Source organism: Tumebacillus flagellatus, assembly GCF_000714935.1.
GTDB lineage: Bacteria > Bacillota > Bacilli > Tumebacillales > Tumebacillaceae > Tumebacillus > Tumebacillus flagellatus.
The window spans coordinates 67482-85492 of the sequence record NZ_JMIR01000001.1 but is presented as its reverse complement, the minus strand read 5'-3'; the positions used below and the strand labels follow the sequence as shown (position 1 = coordinate 85492).

20 protein-coding genes and 1 pseudogene are annotated in these 18011 nt (G+C 55.1%); 9 read left to right on the top strand and 12 right to left on the bottom strand.

What is annotated here, in order from left to right; all coding sequences use genetic code 11:
- Position 1: 1 nt before the first annotated feature.
- Entirely contained in the window at positions 2-529 is a 528-nt protein-coding gene (locus tag EL26_RS00405) for a hypothetical protein (protein WP_193789818.1), read from the top strand.
- Positions 530-689: 160 nt separating this feature from the next.
- On the opposite strand, the gene EL26_RS00400 is transcribed toward EL26_RS00405, so the two are convergent.
- The 3 genes and pseudogenes from EL26_RS00400 to EL26_RS24285 form a co-directional block, all read right to left on the bottom strand.
- Entirely contained in the window at positions 690-1712 is a 1023-nt protein-coding gene (locus EL26_RS00400; RefSeq protein ID WP_038083240.1) for an NADH:flavin oxidoreductase/NADH oxidase, read from the bottom strand.
- An 82-nt stretch (positions 1713-1794) separates the two neighbouring features.
- Positions 1795-2742, bottom strand: coding sequence for a phosphatase PAP2 family protein (locus tag EL26_RS23210; RefSeq protein WP_052035805.1), 948 nt, complete (start codon positions 2740-2742; stop codon positions 1795-1797).
- Between the two features lie 97 nt (positions 2743-2839).
- A pseudogene (locus tag EL26_RS24285) lies at positions 2840-2971 on the bottom strand (ferritin-like domain-containing protein); the annotation flags it as partial.
- Between the two features lie 56 nt (positions 2972-3027).
- Between EL26_RS24285 and EL26_RS00390 the strand changes: the two are divergent.
- Positions 3028-3654 carry a DUF2238 domain-containing protein gene (locus EL26_RS00390; RefSeq protein ID WP_038083238.1) on the top strand — a complete coding sequence of 209 codons (627 nt, stop codon included), beginning with the start codon at positions 3028-3030 and terminating at the stop codon, positions 3652-3654.
- A gap of 176 nt (positions 3655-3830) precedes the next feature.
- On the opposite strand, the gene EL26_RS00385 is transcribed toward EL26_RS00390, so the two are convergent.
- The 6 genes from EL26_RS00385 to EL26_RS00365 all read right to left on the bottom strand — a co-directional run bounded on the left by EL26_RS00385 (position 3831) and on the right by EL26_RS00365 (position 11049).
- Positions 3831-4562 (bottom strand): hypothetical protein, encoded by a 732-nt coding sequence (locus EL26_RS00385; protein WP_038083236.1) that lies wholly within the window; start codon positions 4560-4562, stop codon positions 3831-3833.
- A gap of 47 nt (positions 4563-4609) precedes the next feature.
- A complete protein-coding gene (locus tag EL26_RS00380) occupies positions 4610-5941 on the bottom strand; it encodes an alpha/beta hydrolase (RefSeq protein ID WP_038083234.1) in 1332 nt (443 codons plus the stop codon).
- 6 nt (positions 5942-5947) lie between these two features.
- Entirely contained in the window at positions 5948-6118 is a 171-nt protein-coding gene (locus EL26_RS25190; protein ID WP_161780628.1) for a hypothetical protein, read from the bottom strand.
- A 172-nt stretch (positions 6119-6290) separates the two neighbouring features.
- Positions 6291-7022: a hypothetical protein gene (locus tag EL26_RS00375; protein WP_038083231.1), complete on the bottom strand. Its 732-nt coding sequence runs from the start codon at positions 7020-7022 to the stop codon at positions 6291-6293.
- A 219-nt stretch (positions 7023-7241) separates the two neighbouring features.
- A complete protein-coding gene (locus tag EL26_RS00370) occupies positions 7242-9275 on the bottom strand; it encodes an ABC transporter ATP-binding protein (protein WP_038083229.1) in 2034 nt (677 codons plus the stop codon).
- A gap of 13 nt (positions 9276-9288) precedes the next feature.
- Positions 9289-11049, bottom strand: a complete 1761-nt coding sequence (locus EL26_RS00365; protein WP_038083227.1) for an ABC transporter ATP-binding protein — start codon at positions 11047-11049, stop codon at positions 9289-9291.
- A 67-nt stretch (positions 11050-11116) separates the two neighbouring features.
- Between EL26_RS00365 and EL26_RS00360 the strand changes: the two genes are divergently transcribed.
- Positions 11117-11389 (top strand): GIY-YIG nuclease family protein, encoded by a 273-nt coding sequence (locus tag EL26_RS00360; RefSeq protein ID WP_038083224.1) that lies wholly within the window; start codon positions 11117-11119, stop codon positions 11387-11389.
- A 106-nt stretch (positions 11390-11495) separates the two neighbouring features.
- Here EL26_RS00360 and EL26_RS00355 read toward each other — a convergent pair whose 3' ends face one another.
- Positions 11496-12137 (bottom strand): helix-turn-helix transcriptional regulator, encoded by a 642-nt coding sequence (locus tag EL26_RS00355; protein WP_038083223.1) that lies wholly within the window; start codon positions 12135-12137, stop codon positions 11496-11498.
- 171 nt (positions 12138-12308) lie between these two features.
- On the opposite strand from EL26_RS00355, the gene cax reads away from it, so the two are divergent.
- Complete coding sequence (cax, locus tag EL26_RS00350) at positions 12309-13352, top strand: calcium/proton exchanger (RefSeq protein WP_038083220.1); 1044 nt, start codon at positions 12309-12311, stop codon at positions 13350-13352.
- 82 nt (positions 13353-13434) lie between these two features.
- Here the strand turns inward: cax and EL26_RS25775 are convergent, their stop codons facing one another.
- Both EL26_RS25775 and EL26_RS26365 read right to left on the bottom strand, forming a co-directional pair.
- The gene (locus EL26_RS25775) at positions 13435-13581 is read right to left on the bottom strand and encodes a hypothetical protein (protein WP_162835152.1); all 147 of its coding nucleotides are present in this window, start codon (positions 13579-13581) and stop codon (positions 13435-13437) included.
- Between the two features lie 198 nt (positions 13582-13779).
- Positions 13780-14451, bottom strand: coding sequence for a lytic transglycosylase domain-containing protein (locus EL26_RS26365; protein ID WP_038083218.1), 672 nt, complete (start codon positions 14449-14451; stop codon positions 13780-13782).
- 85 nt (positions 14452-14536) lie between these two features.
- On the opposite strand from EL26_RS26365, the gene EL26_RS00340 reads away from it, so the two are divergent.
- From EL26_RS00340 to EL26_RS25185, 5 genes are all read left to right on the top strand, one after another.
- Positions 14537-15115, top strand: a complete 579-nt coding sequence (locus tag EL26_RS00340) for a DUF502 domain-containing protein (RefSeq protein WP_038083215.1) — start codon at positions 14537-14539, stop codon at positions 15113-15115.
- Positions 15112-16575 carry a Na+/H+ antiporter NhaC family protein gene (locus tag EL26_RS00335; protein WP_038083213.1) on the top strand — a complete coding sequence of 488 codons (1464 nt, stop codon included), beginning with the start codon at positions 15112-15114 and terminating at the stop codon, positions 16573-16575. Before EL26_RS00340 ends, EL26_RS00335 begins: the two co-directional genes overlap by 4 nt.
- A 70-nt stretch (positions 16576-16645) precedes the next feature.
- The gene (locus EL26_RS00330) at positions 16646-17104 is read left to right on the top strand and encodes a Fur family transcriptional regulator (protein ID WP_081856871.1); all 459 of its coding nucleotides are present in this window, start codon (positions 16646-16648) and stop codon (positions 17102-17104) included.
- Positions 17105-17228: 124 nt separating this feature from the next.
- Positions 17229-17660, top strand: coding sequence for a Fur family transcriptional regulator (locus EL26_RS00325; protein ID WP_038083212.1), 432 nt, complete (start codon positions 17229-17231; stop codon positions 17658-17660).
- Between the two features lie 153 nt (positions 17661-17813).
- Positions 17814-17969 carry a hypothetical protein gene (locus EL26_RS25185; RefSeq protein WP_161780627.1) on the top strand — a complete coding sequence of 52 codons (156 nt, stop codon included), beginning with the start codon at positions 17814-17816 and terminating at the stop codon, positions 17967-17969.
- Positions 17970-18011 lie beyond the last annotated feature (42 nt).

Here is an 18011-nt window from a genome sequence, read left to right as displayed (position 1 = left end):
TATGGATACCAGCATGTTGTGTTGCTGGTTGCAAGTACACGGCAAAGATCGTTGCGGAACGACAGATGACCCCTGGGATCATGCACGGGTGGCGAAAAAAATTGAAGAGGAGCAAGAGCTGAACACGAAGTTCGTGCTCCCTATGGCGACTGTCATTGAGACTGGAAATCATATCGCGCAGGCTGGAGTTAGACGTTTTGAAACGGCAGAAAAATTAGCGGAGATTTTGAGAAGTGCGGCCCAGCAACTCACTCCTTGGATTGCTTTTGATGAGCAAGTGGTTTTGTGGGGGAGAGAAGGTTTGCTCAAGTTGGCGGAGGAACTTCCGGTCGCCGCCAGTATGAGTCGATCTTTGGGAGATACCACCATTCGGACGGTAGCCAACTATTATTGGGAAGGCGGATACACAGTAGAACTATTCACGGCAGACGCCGATCTAAAATCTTCTGAACCTTCAGGGCCTATCCACTTTGCAGACATTGGAGAAGAGGAACCGCGACGCAGGAAGGATCGGAGGAGGAAGAGATAGGAACTCGTGGATTGGTGCGGTTTCTCGTTCGAGAGGCCCTTTTATTAAAAAAAGAGAGCGGGGCGAAGGCCCGGCTCTCTTTTTGGTGTGGTCGCAGCAGTCGTGAGCGGGTGTTTTTGGTGGTTCATGCTCGCGAGCCTGAGAGTCAGTTCGTTTTTTTTTAATACGCCCGCTTGTACTGCTTCGGCGCGATGTTTTGCTTTTCCAACTCCCGCAGCGCGTGCGTCGCCCAGTACGGGTCGCGGAGCATGCCGCGGCCGACGGCGACGAGGTCGGCGTGACCGTTGCCAAGCGTCGCTTGGGCGACGGCGTGGTCGTCGAGGTTGCCGACGGCGATCACCGGCACGCCAAGCGCTTGCTTGATTCCGTGCGCGAGCGGCACTTGGTACCCGGCGTGGTTGCCCGGACGGCGGTTCGGCGCAACGGGTCCTTCGCCGCCGCTGGAGATGTGGAAGATGTCGACGCCCGCTTCTTGGAAGCGGCGGCAGAACTCAATCGCATAGTCGAGATCGTACCCGCCCTCCATGTACTCCGTCGCCGACACGCGGATGATCAGCGGCATCGACTCCGGCATCACCGATTTCACCGCTTGGATCACTTCCACGCCGAACTTCGCGCGGTCTTGCCCGTATTCATCGCTGCGGGTGTTGATCGCCGGGGACAGGAACTGATGGATCAGATACCCGTGCGCCCCGTGCAACTCAATCGTGTCCACACCCGCTTCCACGGCACGGCGCGCCGCGTCTTGGAACTTCTGCACCATCCCGCGCACTTCTTCCGTGGTGAGCGCACGCGGTTTTTGATAGCGGTCGCTGAACGCAACGTCGGTCGGCCCGACCGGCTGCGGCGCGTCTTCCGCTTTGCGCCCGGCGTGCGCGATCTGGATGGCGACTTTCGCGCCGTAGCTTTGCACTTCGCGGATGATCCGCGCAAACGCCGGGACGTGCTCATCCGACCACAGCCCCAAGTCGTGGTCGGTGATGCGCCCGTCCGGCTCAACGTCGGTCATCTCGATGATCACCAAACCCGTCCCGCCGACAGCGCGGGACACATAGTGCACGTAATGCCACTCGTTGGGAATGCCGTCCTTGGCCGTGACGGAGTATTGGCACATCGGAGGCATGACGATGCGGTTTTTCAGTTCCAGTCCTTTGAGGACAAACGGATCAGACAGTTGAGTCACAGAAACAAACCTCCCATGTTCATATGTAAAACGTTCTACTCCCTACCATATCATGCTCCAAACGAAAAAAAAGGCACGTTCCTCATTGCGGGGAAGTGCCTTTTTTGGTATGATCGTCCGTTACCGCCAGTCGGGGTTGTGCTCCGAATGCAAGATCCTGCGTCTGCTTGCGCTTCTGCAAGCGCGCACGCCACAGCCAGCTCAGCAGTTTCATGATCGCGTCCGCCAACTTCACAACGCCGTACGCAAACAGCATGCCCGCCAAGACGTCGAGCACCCAGTGAATTTTCAGATACAGCGTCGAGAGGATGATCAGCGTGCAGTACGTCCCCATCGTCCAGCGGAACAGTTTCGACTTCTCGCGCATCGCCATCAACAGCATCGCAAACGCCATCGACGTGTGCATGCTCGGGAAGCAGTTTTGCACCCAGACGAGGTATTCGTTGTGCGTGTAGGCGCGGTACCACGGGTTCAGCATGTCGGGCAAGCCCTTGACCCACCAGACTTCTTGGAGAAACACCGTGTTGTAGAACAGGAGGATCAACGGCACTTGCAGGACGAACCCGGCAAATGCGTAGTGGAGCATTTTTTTCACGTCTTTGGTGAAAAAACTGCGGATCATGCAGGTCCAGAACGACAGCGTGAACCCGTACCAGTAGACCCAGCCGATGAAGCGGGTCAGCCACTCCGGCTGCCACACCCAGAGAAACGAACCGTCGTTGAACGGAATCGAGTTGAACAGGTCGTTCCATTTAAACAGATGATGCACGCTCTTCGTCTGCCAACCCGCCACGTGCTCCCAAAAGCCGCCGGCGTAGTTGTACATGACAAACGGAAACAGCAACGCCAAGAATCCGAACGGGAGGTAGCGCGCCCAGGGGATGTTTTTTCGATCTTGTGAAACGCCGAGCAGGGCGACCAGGATGAAGAGGATGCACCCCGCCCCCCAGTTCTGCACGGCGGTGATGCCGTAGAGCACAACTCCGGTGGCGAGCACCAACAACGGCCACATCCAACGCCGCATCGTCATCTTGATCGCCTCCTTTCTTTACAGAACCTTCATTATAGCATAAAAAAATCCCCGTTCTCGCGCGGACGGGGAGGTTTCGTGTCGATTTTTTTACAGACTAGCGGAGGAAGGCAGAAAGCATCCAGATGTGCTTTTGCAGACCGGTGTGAATGGCGAGCAACATGTCTGCGGTGGTGTCGTCGTTCGCTTCACCTGCTGCTTCTTCACCCGCTTTGAGTTCGGAGACGAGTGTTTTGATGCCTAGTTTTTGGGAAAGCTATGAGGCGATCGAAAGGAGTGAACGGCATGCGGGTACGACGGGTCGAGATCGGGTTGGTGATTGTGTTCGCGGCGGTGTTTGTCTGGTCGGCGATCAAGCCGCGCGATGTGATGACATGGTGTTTGGAGCTCGCTCCGATCGTGGTGTTGTGGATCGTGTTGATCGCGACGTACCGCAAATTTCCGTTTACGACGCTGACCTATGTGTGGATTTGCGCGGCGTCGGTGATCGTGGCGGTCGGCGGGCATTACACGTACGAGTTCAATCCGCTGTTTGGCTGGCTCCGCGACCAATTCGGTTGGCAACGCAATTACTACGACCGCTTCGGGCATTTCGTCAAAGGGTTGGTGGCGGCGTTGATCGCCCGCGAATTGCTGGTTCGCAAGTCGCCGGTCGGGGATGCGCACGAGGGCTGGCTGGTATTTCTCACGCTGAATTTGGTGCTATCGACGGCGGCGGTCTACGAGCTTCTCGAATTCGCCGTCGCCAAACTCACCGGCACCCGCGCCGAAGAGTTTCTCGCCACGCAAGGCGACGAGTGGGACTCGCAATGGGACATGCTGATGGCGTTGCTCGGAGCGGTTCTCGCCATGCTCGTGTTTCGCAAATGGCAAGACCGGCAGATGTTGCGGTTGCCTGTTCAAACAAAGTAAAATAATGGGGGACGGTCCTGAACGATTATCACGACGCCTTTGAAACGTTAGGCGCTTATCTGGGAGAAGCGATGATCGCGTATAATGACACCGAGTCGCATATCAAACGAATTGCAGAAGGTCCCGCACGATAAAAAAACCTCGGCCCGCGATGGGTCGAGGTTTTTTGCTGAGAGTTACTGCACGTCGACGTGGTCGATGGCCACTTGATCGCCGTCTGGTTTGAGAAACACTTTGTAGTGGACGTTGTCGCGGGTGTTGAAGACGATGTAGTCTTTCTCCAAGTACCACTCGACGGTTCCGTTTGGTTTTTTGGCGAGGTGTTCAAAAGCGGTGAGGTCGTTGGCCAGGTCGTCCACGGTTTTCATGGACGAAAATTTGTTTTTCATCCAGTCGTAGTAGGAAAGATACTGTTTGTCACCGAGGAGAAAACGGCTTTTGTTGAAGCGCACCCAGTATTTTTTGCCGCGTTCGGACGTGACTTGGATGTCTTGGATGTCATCAATGCTGAACCCCTCAGGAATCTTATCATAAAAATCCCCGTCAATCCCCGGTGCATCTACATGATATCCTAAGATAGAATCATGAGCTCCGAAAACATTTTGATTGTGCTGAAAGCGAATCTGATCTGGGACAATGAACAGGGAAACGAAGCCAAGAAAAAAAGTGATGGCGACTGTGGGCAAGGAGTGCCAGAGTTTCTGCGAGACAAACAACAACCGTGATGCGAATACTGCAAGAGACGCAACAATACCGAAAACGACTGGGATGATGAAAATCCCCAAAATAAACAACTCCGTATAAAGCGTAGGAGCCATATTCATGATGAGTTCCAAACTGACGAAGACACTGGCTACGGTCAGACCGACGTTGAGCCAAATAAAATACGCAGTATTTGTTTTTTTCACGGGTGCTCAACTCCAGGTCCATATTTGATGAAGTCCATGCTCTTCTCTCAAGCGCTCAGATCTTCATGCAGCCCGGAATGATCGTCGTCCTCCAGGTAGAAAGAGACCATGTCGTTGTTTGGAGCGACTTCAGACAGACCAAACGCGCTGTAGGGCATAACTACTGTGTCTCCCAGTCCTGCTTGGCTGTATTTCCCACCTGCAAAGGAAAGGATTTGAATGTCAGGGTTGAAATTCTCACGTTTGTTGTAAATCTCTTGGATGGCGTGAGAGTCTTTCTCCAAATCATTGACGGCAGGAGCGAATGTTTGGATTGCGTTCTCTACCAGTCGTGCAGTTTTGCTGCCGGGGGAGAGGATTCGCAATGTGGTATTTGCCTTTGCGTCGATGTCGGAACCCAAGATCGGGGAGCCCATCGTGACGAAACGTTTGAAATCCATACTGCCGGTTACCTCGATGTAATTGGTTGTGACAATGCCTCCCATGCTGTGGGCTACGACGTTGAATGTGTCGTTTTTGAGATCAGCTTTCATCTGTCCGGTCATCTTGATGTAGCCATGTGTTTGTTCCCCAAAAGTCATCGCTCCGTCTTCAAAAACATACTGGACGAGCGGTTGTTCAGCATCTCGGTTGGGTCCGTCTTCACAAGTAACGCTGCCGTTTTTATGATACGTATAAATTTTCGAGAAGCCGCCGTAATGCTCCACCATGTTCTTATAGGTGTCTTCAGAGCCGTTCAAACCGTGCATGAAGACGATCGGAACCCCGACATAACCCCCTTCACGGCGGGCTTGTTGTTGTGTATAGATCGCTTGCAACATCCTGTCGCCGGCACTTTCTCCGTTGGGTCCAACCGCATCCCGGTGCGTCTCATAGTAATCATGGACGATTTGATTGAGGCGAATGACGTCGTTTAAGTATTCGACTTTGTCTTTGCCGATTCGAGTTCCCGGGTTGGGTTTGACGAGTACCGGGACAAAACCATGATCCAAAAATGGACCGGTAAGTACAGTTGCGTATTTCATTTCATGCAGTAATGAGCCGACCGTAGGAGCCAAATTCGCAATTTTATGAAATGCAGATACTGCATCACGATCATTTTTGGCGGACTCATCTTGAATCTGCTGATTCAAATAATTGATCTCCGTCGCCAGAGAATGAATCGACGAATCATAGGTATTCGTATGATTGCTCGCTTGTCGGCCGTAGTCATTTTCATGATGTCTCTGATTCTGAATCAACGTGGCTAACTGCCCTTGCAATTGCTGAACACGATGGCGCAACCCGTTCAAGCTGTCTACTTGGTCGGCTAACGTGTACGTTGCGGTTGCCGTTTGTTGAAACGCCGTTACACCGATTTGCAGTTTCTCGATGAGCACGATGACTTACGCCAGATACGCTTGGCTTGCCATGCCTTGCCAACCGTCCGCTCCTTCTGCCACTTGCGGAGCTCTCGCCCGCAAGTGGTTGACCAACTGACGGAGGTCTTCCGCACGCTGGGATAACTGAATGGCAATATTTCGAATATCAAACCCCTGACCTACAAGTTTATCCAAAATTGTCACCTCAATTGCCGACGTCTAAATCAAACCTCATTATAAGTGAAATTAAACCTTTTACCAACTAGAAAATGTAAACTGCCTCCCCTTCACTCAATTCGTGGTGAGACAAATGTTCGGACAGTAAAAAAAAGACCCTGCCCGCGTGGAGTCAAGGTGTTTGGCAACGTTACTGCACGTCGACGTGGTCGATGGAAATCTGATTGCCGTCCGGTTTGAGGTGGACGAGGTAGTGAACTTTGTCTTTCGTATTGAATACAAACGAATCCTTGGCCAACTGCCACTCGATGGTGCCTTTTGGTTTTTTGCTGAGGTGTTCGAATGCGGTGAGATCGTCGATCAACTGATCGTCCGTTTTCACAGCGGAGAATCGATCCCACATCCAGTCGTAGTAGGCGAGGGAGACTTCGTTGCTTTTTAGCAGATAGACTTTTTCAAAGCGAAACCAATACTTTCTGGTATGATCGGTCGTGACTTGGATGTCTTCGATATGTTCCATTCCAAAACCGTCTGGAAGTTTGCCCATGTATTCGGCGCCGAGATCTTCGGCATCTACATGAAAACCATGTTCTGGATCTCGATCTTTCGCGGCTTCTTGTTTGTCAGGAAAGCGAAGGTGATCCTGCACCAAACCTATGGTTCCGAGGGAGAGGAAGATCGACAAAATGATAGCAGGAGTGCCGTGCCAATACTGCCGCACGACTCCCATTCCTGAAAAAACGCCTGTCACCACCGTACTTGCGAATGCGGCTGCCATCGGGATGAGGAAAAAACCTAAAATGAACAGTTCCGTATAGAGGGTCGGTGCAATCGACAGAATCAAAAAGGTACTGATCAGCACGCTGATGATGGAGATGCCTGCGTTCGCGCCGATCCAATAAGCAAGCTCCGATTTTTTCACTGGTCTTCAACTCCGTATCTGAAAGTGTCGCAATTCCTGCACGTCACGTCCACGTGATCGATGGAAATCTGGCCGCCGTCCGGCTTGAGATAAATTGCGTAGTGAGTGGAGCATCGGTGTAGAAGTAAACAAACTCTATTATAGTTGGATTGTATCTATTTACCAACCATGTAAATCAAAAACCTCCCCGTCACCGGAGAGGTTTTTTCATGTTCGTTATTACGATTGAGACGCCGCAGCCGCTTCGTGCTCGAACGTTTCCTTATACTGCAATTGATACAAGTTGTAATACATCCCGCCTTGCGCGAGGAGTGCTTGGTGCGTGCCTATCTCGCGGACGCGGCCTTTGTGCATGACGATGATTTGGTTGGCGTGCTGGATGGTGGAGAGACGGTGCGCGACGACGATGGTGGTGCGGTTGCGCGTGAGCTTCACCAACGCGTCTTGGATCAAACTCTCTGTCTCCGTGTCGATGTTCGACGTCGCTTCGTCGAGCACCAGAATCGCCGGATCGAACGCCAGCGCCCGCGCAAACGCGATCAGTTGGCGCTGCCCCGCGGAAAGCGTGGTGCCGCGCTCCAGAACCGGTTCCTCCAATTTCCCGGGCAATCGGTTGATGAACGTGTCGGCGTTGACGTAGTGAATCGCCGCTTCGATCGTCTCGTCGGAAATCGACGGCTCAGCCAAGCGGATGTTGTCGCGAATCGTCCCGGTAAACAAGAACACGTCCTGCAATACCACGCCGATGGCACGGCGCAGGTCTTCTTTGGTACAGTGCTTGATGTTCACGCCGTCGATGAGGATCTCGCCGCGCTGAATGTCGTAGAAGCGGGAGATCAGGTTCAAGATCGAACTCTTGCCCGCCCCCGTCGCGCCGACAAACGCCACGGTCTGCCCCGGCTCGATGGTGAACGACACGTCGCGGAGCACCCAATCTTCGCCCTTGTACGCAAACCAGACGTTGCGGAATTCCACGCGGCCTTTGACCTGCGGGAGCGCCACCGGATTCGCCGGGTTTTTGATGTCGTCCGGCGTGTCGAGCAGCTGGAAGAGGCGTTCCGAGGACGCCATCGCGCCTTGGAGGATGTTGTATTTGTCGGTCAAGTCGTTGATCGGTTGGAAGAACTGCTGGATGTAGGAGATGAACATGTACAGCACGCCGAACTGAATGGCATGATCCAGCACTTTGCCGCCGCCGTACCAGACGATGATCGCCAGCGCCAGCGAAGAGAGGGTTTCCATCGCCGGACGGAACAGCGCAAACGCCATCAGTTCGCGCCACGAAGCGCGGAAATACTCTTGGTTGGTCTCTTCAAATTCCTTGTACATTTGCTTTTCCCGGCGGAAGATCTGGATGACGCGCATCCCGGCGATGTTTTCCGCCAGCGTCGCGTTGATCTTGGCGAGCTTCACGCGGGTATCGCGGAACGCCGCACGGGCAAAGCGGCGGTAAATCTGCGTCGCGATCACGACGAACGGCAGGCAGACCAAGGAAATCCACGCCATCTCCACGTTCGCTTGGAACATGACGACGACGATCCCCAAGATGATGAACACGTCCTTGAACAGCGTGACCATCATGTTCGAGTACATTTCGTTAAGCGCCTCGGTGTCGTTCATCACGCGCGTGACGAGACGGCCGACCGGGTTGGAATCAAAAAACGAAATCGAGAGCTTCTGCAAGTGCGAGAACAACTGCTGCCGGATGTTGAAGATGATCCGCTGACCCGTCCACTGCAGGATCAGCGTCTGCACGTAGTTCAACACGAAACTGCCGAGAATCAAAGCGAGGTAGATGCCCCCGATCTTCAGCAGGGCGTTCGTCTCGGTGTCTTTGAAACTGTTCACGACATCGGCGGTGAGCGCTTCCGATTTCGAGGCTCCGGCGCTGTCGGTGATCGTCATCGTGTACGAATCCCCGCTGTGCGCGATCTTGTAGTGATCGCGTGCTTTCGCGTCGCCGCTGAAGTCCGACTCGCGCACGAGCTCTTGCTTGCCGTATTGGTAGTGGTGCGCGTCCGGCAGTTCGTTCTGCTGCACCGCGACGTACGTGGTGTCAAACACGTTCATGTGATCGTCGATGGCGATCTTGATCAAGTACGGGCGCGCCAGGTCGGCGACCGTGATGATCAGAAGCAAGACGATGGAGAGGGCCATCCAGTGCCAATACGGTTTGACGTAGGCGAGGAGGCGGGACATGAGCTTGCTGTCGTAACTTTTTTCTAATTTTTCTTCTTCATGGATGTTCGCCATGCTCCCACCCCTTTCAGTCGTTCGATTGTGCGATCTGCTCTTCGAGCAGTTGCTTTTGGTAAAGTTCGAAATAGAGGCCGCGGTTGTCGAGCAGCTCGTCGTGCGTGCCGCGCTCGATGATCTCGCCGTCGTCGAGGACGAGGATTTCGTCGGCGTCTTTGATGGTGGAGATGCGGTGCGCGATGATCAGCGACGTGCGGCCTTGCATGATCTCTTTGAGCCCGCGCAGGATCTCTTCTTCGGTGTGCGTGTCAACGGCGGACAAGCTGTCGTCGAGGATGAGAATCTTCGGGTTTTTGATCACGGCGCGGGCGATCGAGACGCGCTGTTTCTGCCCGCCGGAGAGGGTGACGCCGCGCTCGCCGAGCATCGTTTCGTAGCCTTCCGGGAAGTCGATGATGTTGCTATGCACTTGCGACAGCGCCGCCGCCGCTTCCACTTGCGCTTGGGGGTACGACCCGTTGCCTGAGAACGCGATGTTGTCGCGAATCGACTTCGAGAACAGGAAGTTCTCTTGCGGCACATAGCCGATGTTTTCCCGCAGCGTCGCCAACGGAATTCGGTTGATGTCCACACCGTCGACGAACATCTGCCCGCGCTCCGGATTGTACATGCGCAACAGCAAGTTGAGCAGCGTGGTTTTGCCGGAGCCGGTGCGGCCGATGATCGCGACTTTTTTCCCGGCGGGGACGTGGACGTTCAAGTTGCGCAGCACCGGACGGTGGGAGCCGGGGTAGGTGAACGTCAAGTTGCGCAGTTCAATCGAGCCTTCGAGGTCGGATTTGTCGGCGATCATGTCCGGCTCGTCGTAAATTTCCGGCTTCGTCGTCATGATCGTGTTGATCCGCTCCATCGAAGCAGAAGCGCGTTGCCAAATGTTGATGACTTGACCAATGGCCATCATCGGCCACGTCATCAGCGCCAAGTAGGTGTTGAACGAAATGAATTCGCCAAGTGTGATCGAGCCGCGGACGACGAGGATGCCGCCGTAGGAGAGGGCGATCAAGAACGAGATCGTGGAGACCAGTTGCACCAGCGGGTTGTAAATCCCGTTGACGCGCGCCAATTTGAGGTTGGTTTTGAAGTTGACGGTGTTTTGCGCCGTGAACTTGGCGATTTCCGCGTCTTCCTGCACGAACGTTTTGACGACGCGGGCTCCGGCGAACGATTCTTGGACGCGGTCGGAGAGCGTACCGAACGATTGTTGGACTTCGGTGAAGCGTTTGTGAATCACTTTGCCGAACATCCGCGAGACGACGATCAGGAACGGCATCGGGGCGAGGGCGAAGACGGTGAGCTGCCAGCCGACGGTGTAGATCATCATGAACAGGGTGAACGTCAGCACGAACATCGGGTCGATGAACGAGAGGAAGCCGGGGCCGAGCGCCATGCGGATCGCGTTTAAATCGTTGGTCGCATGCGCCATCAAGTCGCCGGTTTTGTTATGATTGAAGAAGTTGGGGGAGAGCGTCTGCAAGTGCGAGTACAGCTTGTCGCGCATGTAGACTTCCGACGTGCGGGCGGTGCCCATGATGTAGATCCGCCAGAAGTAGCGTGAAACGGCCGTCAATGCGGCGACGGCGACGATGATGCCGACATACTTCCAGATGCCGGCGCGGTCGAGAATCCCGGCTTTGAGGTCGTCGGTGAAGTGTCCCAGGATCTTCGGGGTGATCATGCCGATCAAGTCGACGAAAAACACCCAGAAGATGCCGAGGAAGTACTGCTTTTTGTGGGCCGCGAGGAATTCCTTGAGCGTGAGAAAATTCTTCATGTGCATCTTCCTTTTGCCGTAATTTCGCAAGTATTAAGAAAAAACAGACCACACACGAGGTATTTGTATGGTGTATGTGTACCTACTAGAATGCAAGGACGGGTCGCTCTACACGGGAATTGCCAACGACCTGAATAAACGCATCCGCGAGCACCGCACGGGACGCGGCGCCAAATACACGCGCGGGCGCGGGCCGTTGCACCTGCGCTATGTCGAGCTGCAATTGGACAAGGGAGACGCTCTGCGGCGCGAGCGGGAAATCAAGAAGATGTCCCGCCGGCAAAAACTGCTCTTGCTTGAAACTCTCTGCCTGCTGCCCGATGCGGACGCAGGCTCCTAAAAAATGACTTCTCCAGATGGGCACTCGCCCATATCCAGAAGACAGTCTCTACACACGATGAAATGCGCCCCGCAAAGGGCGCATTTGAGGTGTTGAGACCGTAGGGTTACGCTTCTTGACGCTGATTGTCAGAGATCTTGAACACGCAGCACGAGCCGCCCTCCGCCAAGCATTCCGAACGGTTGACGTCGGTGCCGAGCACCCGGCGAAACACGTTGGTTTCACAGGAGCAGGTCTGCGGGTAGAGCTTGGAAACTTGAGCGATCGGGCAGTTGTATTCGACGATCTCATAGGTGCCGTCTTCCTTCTGCTCCCACTTGGAGAGATAGCCCTTGCGGTTTTGCATGTCGGCAAGGATTGCGACTTTCTCTTCCAGAGTTTTGCCGGCCAAGAGATCGCTGTACGTTTGCACGAGCCGTTCTTCGCGGTGGTCGAACAGCTGCTTGATCTTCTCCGACCCGTCGACTTTCGCGATGTCTTCGAGCAGGTCGAGCGTCAGAGTATGATAGTTTTTGGGAAACAGCTCATCCGCTTCCTCGGTCAACCCGTACACTTTCGCCGGGCGTCCCATCGGTTGGCGCACAGTCGTCGGATAGATCAGGTCATCGCGTTCCAACGTGGCGATGTGCCGTCGGATCGCCATCTCGGTGATCCCGATCCGTTCGGCGAGCTCGCCCGCGCTCATAGGCCCCTCCGTGCGCAGGAGGGTGATGATCAAGCGGCGCGTGCTGCTTTCTTGGTTGGCCATCCTGATCCCCCCTTTTTCATTTCAATCTTACTATCAGTATATACACAAAGCGGTGAGAAGTAAATTTCTATATATGTATGCTTAGAAAATAGGCGGAACCTGCCAGACTTGCTTTTAGCGACCCCGCTTGGTACATTCAAAAGTGGATGAGAAGAAAGGGGATTTTTTCATATGCAACGACTGCTTATGATCTTGTTGATCATCACCTTCCCGCTGAGTGTGATCGGCAAGTACCTCCATTGGAGCGATGTGGCGATGTTTGCCATCGCCTGCGCCGCGATCATTCCGCTCGCCGGCGTTATGGGGCGCGCCACCGAATCGATCGCGATTCACAGCGGACCGAAGATCGGCGGCCTGATGAACGCCACGTTCGGCAACGCCGTCGAATTGATCATCTCGCTGTTCGCTTTGCAAAAAGGCTTGATCGGTGTCGTCCAAGCTTCGATCACCGGCTCGATCATCGGCAATTTGTTGCTGGTCGCAGGTCTTTCCTTCCTCGTCGGAGGGGTGAAGTTCCCGCAGCAGAAATTCAACCGCAGCATCGCCGGCACCAACTCGGCGATGATGTTGCTCGGCGTGGTCATTGCGCTCGTCATCCCGGCGATTTTCACCGCGACCAATCCGCAGATTTCCATCTCGATGTCTGTCGGCGTCTCGATTGTTGTATTGCTTTTGTACCTGCTCGGCCTGTTCTTCTCGCTGTATACGCACCGCAACCTGTTTAACTACACCGAAGAACTGGAGGAAGAAGAAGCGGAGTGGAGCATGAAAAAAGCGCTGCTGATCCTCCTCCTCGCCACAGGCGCCGTCGCGTTCGAGTCGGAACTGCTCGTCCATACGATCGAAACAGTTTCGCACGAACTCGGCTGGTCGGAAGTGTTCATCGGCGTCATCATCGTCGCGATCATCGGCAACGCGGCGGAACACTCCTCGGCGGTCCTCATGGCTCTGCGAAACAAAATGGACGTAGCGCTGGAAATCGCCGTCGGCTCTTCGTTGCAGATCGCGATGTTCGTCACGCCGGTGCTGGTGTTCGCTTCGTTGTTCTTCACACGGTCGATGTCGCTTGTCTTCTCGTGGCCGGAATTGGCCGCGATGGTGCTCTCCGTGCTCCTGATCAACTTCCTCGCCCAAGACGGCGAATCGAACTGGTTGGAAGGCGCGATGGCACTCGGTGCCTACGTGATCATCGGCATCGGATTTTACTTCCTGTAAGTGCCTCGGCTTGTCCGGATTGCCTGACGAAAAGCCCGCCTCCCAATCGGAGACGGGCTTTTTCGTTGACCGCCGCGGTCGTTTAGCAACAGCCGCCGGTTGCCACGACGCCGCCGCCGTAGCCCGGCACGAGCAAGAAGAACAGCACGAAGATGATCAAGAACACGACCGCCCACCGAGTGTAACCACCGAACACGCCGTACCCGTACCCGCCAACAGGTTGATTCATGAAAATTCCTCCTTCAGAGTGTTTTGTGATTTCCTCTTCACACTTCTAGTACATGCGTCGGGCGGGCAAAACGTAAGGGACAGGAGTCTACATCCCAAGCCCAAATCCAAACATCTCGATTCCAGCACAAAAAGACCCGCCGCGGCCGAAGCCGAAACGGGTCTCTCGATTTCCAATCCAAAAAGCGAGTCAAAAACACTAGGCAAGCGACGACATGATGTTGCGCACATAGCGCTGCGTCTCGCCAAACGGAGGCACGCCGCCGTAGCGGTCGACGTTGCCGGGACCGGCGTTGTACGCCGCGAGCGCCATCTCCGTGTTGCCGTCGTAGCGGTCGAGCAGGGACTTCAAGTAGCGCACGCCGCCGTCGACGTTCTGTGCGGCATCGAAGACGTTGGTGACGCCAAGCCCCTGGGCGGTGGACGGCATCAACTGCATGAGGCCGCCTGCGCCGACTTTGGAAGTGGCGTAGGGGTTAAAGCCCGATTCCTGATGAATCACCGCTTTGACCAAGGCCGGGTCCACGCCGTAGCGACCGGCGGTGGAAGTGATGAGATCGTCATAAGCGGACGAACCCATCGTGTAGGTATAGGAAGAGGAGCGGGACGGACCGAGCAACGAAGCCAAACGCTTTTGCGCGACCGGATCGTTCAACAGGAAGTTTGCAGTCTTGCTTGCCGAGTTGATGTTCTGGCCGTTCTGACCTGCGAGAAGGGCGGATTGCGCCGTTTGCGTCGTCTGCGCCATGACAGCGCCGAGCAACGCGGAGAAATCGCTGCCGTCGTCGGAAGAGCTGTCATCGGACGACCCGATCAGCGTATTGGTGTACATCTGTGCGCGCATCATAGCGGCGAGCATTTTAACGTCCATGGTCCACCTCTTGAATTCAGAGTCTCTGTCTAGTTTACTCGAAATTCGTAGAACGGTAAACTGGAGAAAAGGAGGAGATCCGTACGTGGTCAAAAAGCTAGCAAAGTATTGGGTCAACGGCATCTTGACGATCGTGCCGATCGGGCTGGTCATCTATGTCGTGGTGCAGGTGTTTCAGTTCTTGGACGGCCTGCTTGGGAAATCGTTGCGCAAAGAGCTCGGAGACGGCGTGTATGTGCCGGGCTTGGGGATTTTGGTGACGATTGTGTTGATTACGCTCATCGGATGGTTGGCGACGTACTGGTTCTCAGCGCGCGTGATCGAGTGGATGGAGCGGCTCTTGCAGAAGATCCCGTTCGTGAAGTCGCTGTACTCGATCATTAAAGAAACGATCGGCTCGATTTTCGGAGAGAAGAAGTCGTTCTCCAAAGTCGCGCTGGTCACCATGCCGAACAACCCGATGAAAGTGCTCGGGTTCATCACCGTCGAGAACTTGGACGCGTTGGGCGACCCGTTGAAAGATCATATCGCCATCTATGTGCCGCAGACGTTTCAAGTGGCGGGCGTGACGTTTTTGATTCCCAAGGAGCACGTGGAACTGCTCGACATCACCCCGGAAGAAGCGATGCGCTTCATCCTCTCCGGAGGTGTCTCCGGCTCATGAGTTCGGACAAAAATTCCCCATCCGCCCCGCAGGGAGACGCCTCGGGGCTCTCTGCGCGCGGTCGGGACATTCCGATCTGGTGGGCAGCCGTGCCGTTTGCCGCGTCGATCGGCGGGTTGTTGTGCGTGATTTTTTGGTTGAATTGGCCGCTGTTCTTGGGTCTTCTGTTCGGCTGGGCGGTCGCGGTCGTCATCGCGCTCGCGTATGGAAGGGGGACGGCGTTGGTGGCCCAGGGCAGTTACGCCGGGGCGAAAAACACATTTTTCGTCATCGGCATTCTGCTGTTGATCGCAGGCGTGATCTCGGCGTGGTTTCTCTCCGGCACCGTCCCGGCGCTGATCCACTACGGCTTGCAGCTCGTGCAGCCGTCCTGGCTCGTCGTTCTGGCGTTCGTTTTGGCTGCCGGAACGTCGATGGTGCTGGGCACGTCTGTCGGGACGCTCTCCACGATGGGAACGGCGATTGCGGGCATGGGGGCGGTCTACGGGTTGGACCCGGCGCTCGTCGGAGGCGCGCTGATTTCCGGCGCGATGGTCGGCGACCGCACGTCGCCCGTCTCCGGGTCGTTCCATCTCGTCGCCAACATGACGGGCACCCGGGCGGACGACAACTACAAACCGATGTGGCAAACCGGTCTGCCGGTGCTCTTGCTCTGCCTCGTCCTCTACGGGTGGCTGGGCTACGGGCAGGCATCCGGCACCGCGCAGACGGCCGACGCGCTGAACTCGCCGATGTTGCGCACGATCCAAGAGCACTTTGCCATGCCGTGGTACGTGATGCTTCCGCCGCTGCTCGTCCTCGTGCTGGCGGCGTTGCGCGTGCCGATCTTGCGCAATTTGTGCATCGGCATCCTGTTCGGGGCGGTGCTCGCCGCGTTCGTTCAAGGAGAATCGCTGACCGACGTGCTGCGCGCCGTGTGGCTGGGCTACGATTTGCAAGGCATCTTGCACGGCGGCGGCATCTGGCCGATGTTTCATCAAGTGCTGTTGATCCTCTGCGCCGGGGCTTTGAACGGCGTGTTGGAACAGAGCGGCATGATGAGCACCCTCCTCGACGGCCTTTTGAAAAAAATCCAAAGCACGCGGAGTCTCATCGTAACGACGGTGCTCGTGTCGGTCGTCATGTCGGCTGTCGCGTGCAACCAAGCGCTCTCGATCATCGTGCCGGGACGAACGTTGCGCCCGACGTATGACCGGCTCGGCGTCCCTCCCCGGCTTCTCGTGCGAAGCCTCGCCGATTCCGGAGTCGTCATGTCGCCGCTGATCCCTTGGAATCTTCACGGAATCTTAACATCCACCGCCATCGGCATCGCCACAACCACGCTCGCGCCTTATGCGTTCTACCTTTGGTGCTTGCCGGTTTTAACGATTTTCCTCTCATTTCGACATGAAAATAAAAGAAATTCAGATAAACGCGACAAATTATTACAATACTCAATTGACAACGACCCTTCCAGTTAGTAAAATTTAAGACAAATGAGGCGTGAGATTTTGTTAGTCTGTTTTTGTTCCAATGGGGAGGGGACTTACAATGATGCAACAGAAACGTTCGTACAGCCAATCGTTAGCAGATCTGAAATCTCGTGGAATTCGTCTGACTCCGCAACGTCAAGTGATCTTGCAGTTCCTGAAAGAAACGGACGAGCATCCGACCGCCGAGCAAGTGTACCAAAAAATCGGAGAGCAGTTTCCGGGGATCTCGCTGGCCACCGTGTACAACACCCTGAACATGCTGAAGGAACTCGGTGTTATCCGCGAAATGTCGTATGGAGATATGTCCAGCCGCTATGACGGCAACGACACCGAACATGCGCATCTCGTCTGCCAGTCCTGCAACCATGTCATCGACATCATGTGTCCGCCGCAAGAGATGTTGGCTACGCCGGATATCGCGCAGCACAACTTCAAGATCCACTCGTACCGTTTGGAATACTACGGTGCGTGCCCGGCTTGCCAGTCGGCACAGTCTTTCAAATCTGACGCTTCTTAAGTTTCCACACCAAGAGAGCAAGGGCTCCACGCCGTACGCGGCGTCGGGGCCTTTTTTCTGTTTGGCAAAGGATTTGACAGGCGAGATTCAGAATCAGTACAATTGTTTACAGGAGGTGAGACTCATGCAACGAAGTTCGTTTACCCAGACCCTCGCGGACCTCAAGGAGCGCGGTGTCCGTTTAACTCCGCAGCGGCAGATGATCTTGAAGTTCCTCAAGGAAACGCATGAGCATCCGACCGCCGAGGAGATTTACAAACAGGTTTGCCAAGAGTTTTCCGGCATCAGCATGGCGACTGTTTACAATACGTTGCATCGGTTGAAGGAATTGGGCGCGATCAAGGAATTGTCGTATGGCGACATGTCCAGCCGCTACGACGGCAACGACACAGAGCACGCCCATGTCGTCTGTGAATCGTGCGGGGAAGTGGTGGACATCGCGCTGCCGACGCTTCCGATGAGCACAGACGAGACGGAAGCGCTCGGGTACGAAGTGTCTTCGCTTCGCCTTGAATACTACGGCTTGTGCGCCGGTTGCCGAAATCAAGTCTCATGAAGAAGACGCCCCTGGGATTGCCAAGGGCGTTTTTTGTTGGGTTTGCGCTCCTGCTCTTGGGAGAAGTTCCGGGTTTGACCACGTGGATCGGGGGAACGCTGATTGTAGTGAGTTCGTACCTGATCTTGCGTGTGAAGGAGGCCGGAAGCGCTCTTGGAGAAAAAGCCCAAGCGTAGGATGCGTGTGCGGGACAAGATCATCATCTTCACGGTGATGGCGGTCGGCCTGGCCGGAGCCGGGTTTGAGCTGTTTCTGAACAGCAAAGTCGATGCGTGGAACATCCGCACGCAACAAGGGAAGGAAAAGTAAAAACCCGACCGCCGTGGGCGTCGGGTTTTTGTTCGTTGTTTT

Excerpts from the sequence above, each read along its gene's own strand:
- EL26_RS00405 (WP_193789818.1), top strand. The coding sequence starts at position 2 with ATGGATACCAGCATGTTGTGTTGCTGGTTGCAAGTACACGGCAAAGAT.
- EL26_RS23210 (WP_052035805.1), bottom strand. The coding sequence starts at position 2,742 with ATGACGATGCGGCGTTGGATGTGGCCGTTGTTGGTGCTCGCCACCGGA.
- EL26_RS00390 (WP_038083238.1), top strand. The coding sequence starts at position 3,028 with ATGCGGGTACGACGGGTCGAGATCGGGTTGGTGATTGTGTTCGCGGCG.
- EL26_RS00370 (WP_038083229.1), bottom strand. The coding sequence starts at position 9,275 with ATGGCGAACATCCATGAAGAAGAAAAATTAGAAAAAAGTTACGACAGC.
- EL26_RS00365 (WP_038083227.1), bottom strand. The coding sequence starts at position 11,049 with ATGAAGAATTTTCTCACGCTCAAGGAATTCCTCGCGGCCCACAAAAAG.
- EL26_RS00360 (WP_038083224.1), top strand. The coding sequence starts at position 11,117 with ATGGTGTATGTGTACCTACTAGAATGCAAGGACGGGTCGCTCTACACG.
- EL26_RS00355 (WP_038083223.1), bottom strand. The coding sequence starts at position 12,137 with ATGGCCAACCAAGAAAGCAGCACGCGCCGCTTGATCATCACCCTCCTG.
- cax (WP_038083220.1), top strand. The coding sequence starts at position 12,309 with ATGCAACGACTGCTTATGATCTTGTTGATCATCACCTTCCCGCTGAGT.
- EL26_RS25775 (WP_162835152.1), bottom strand. The coding sequence starts at position 13,581 with ATGAATCAACCTGTTGGCGGGTACGGGTACGGCGTGTTCGGTGGTTAC.
- EL26_RS26365 (WP_038083218.1), bottom strand. The coding sequence starts at position 14,451 with ATGGACGTTAAAATGCTCGCCGCTATGATGCGCGCACAGATGTACACC.
- EL26_RS00335 (WP_038083213.1), top strand. The coding sequence starts at position 15,112 with ATGAGTTCGGACAAAAATTCCCCATCCGCCCCGCAGGGAGACGCCTCG.
- EL26_RS00330 (WP_081856871.1), top strand. The coding sequence starts at position 16,646 with ATGATGCAACAGAAACGTTCGTACAGCCAATCGTTAGCAGATCTGAAA.
- EL26_RS00325 (WP_038083212.1), top strand. The coding sequence starts at position 17,229 with ATGCAACGAAGTTCGTTTACCCAGACCCTCGCGGACCTCAAGGAGCGC.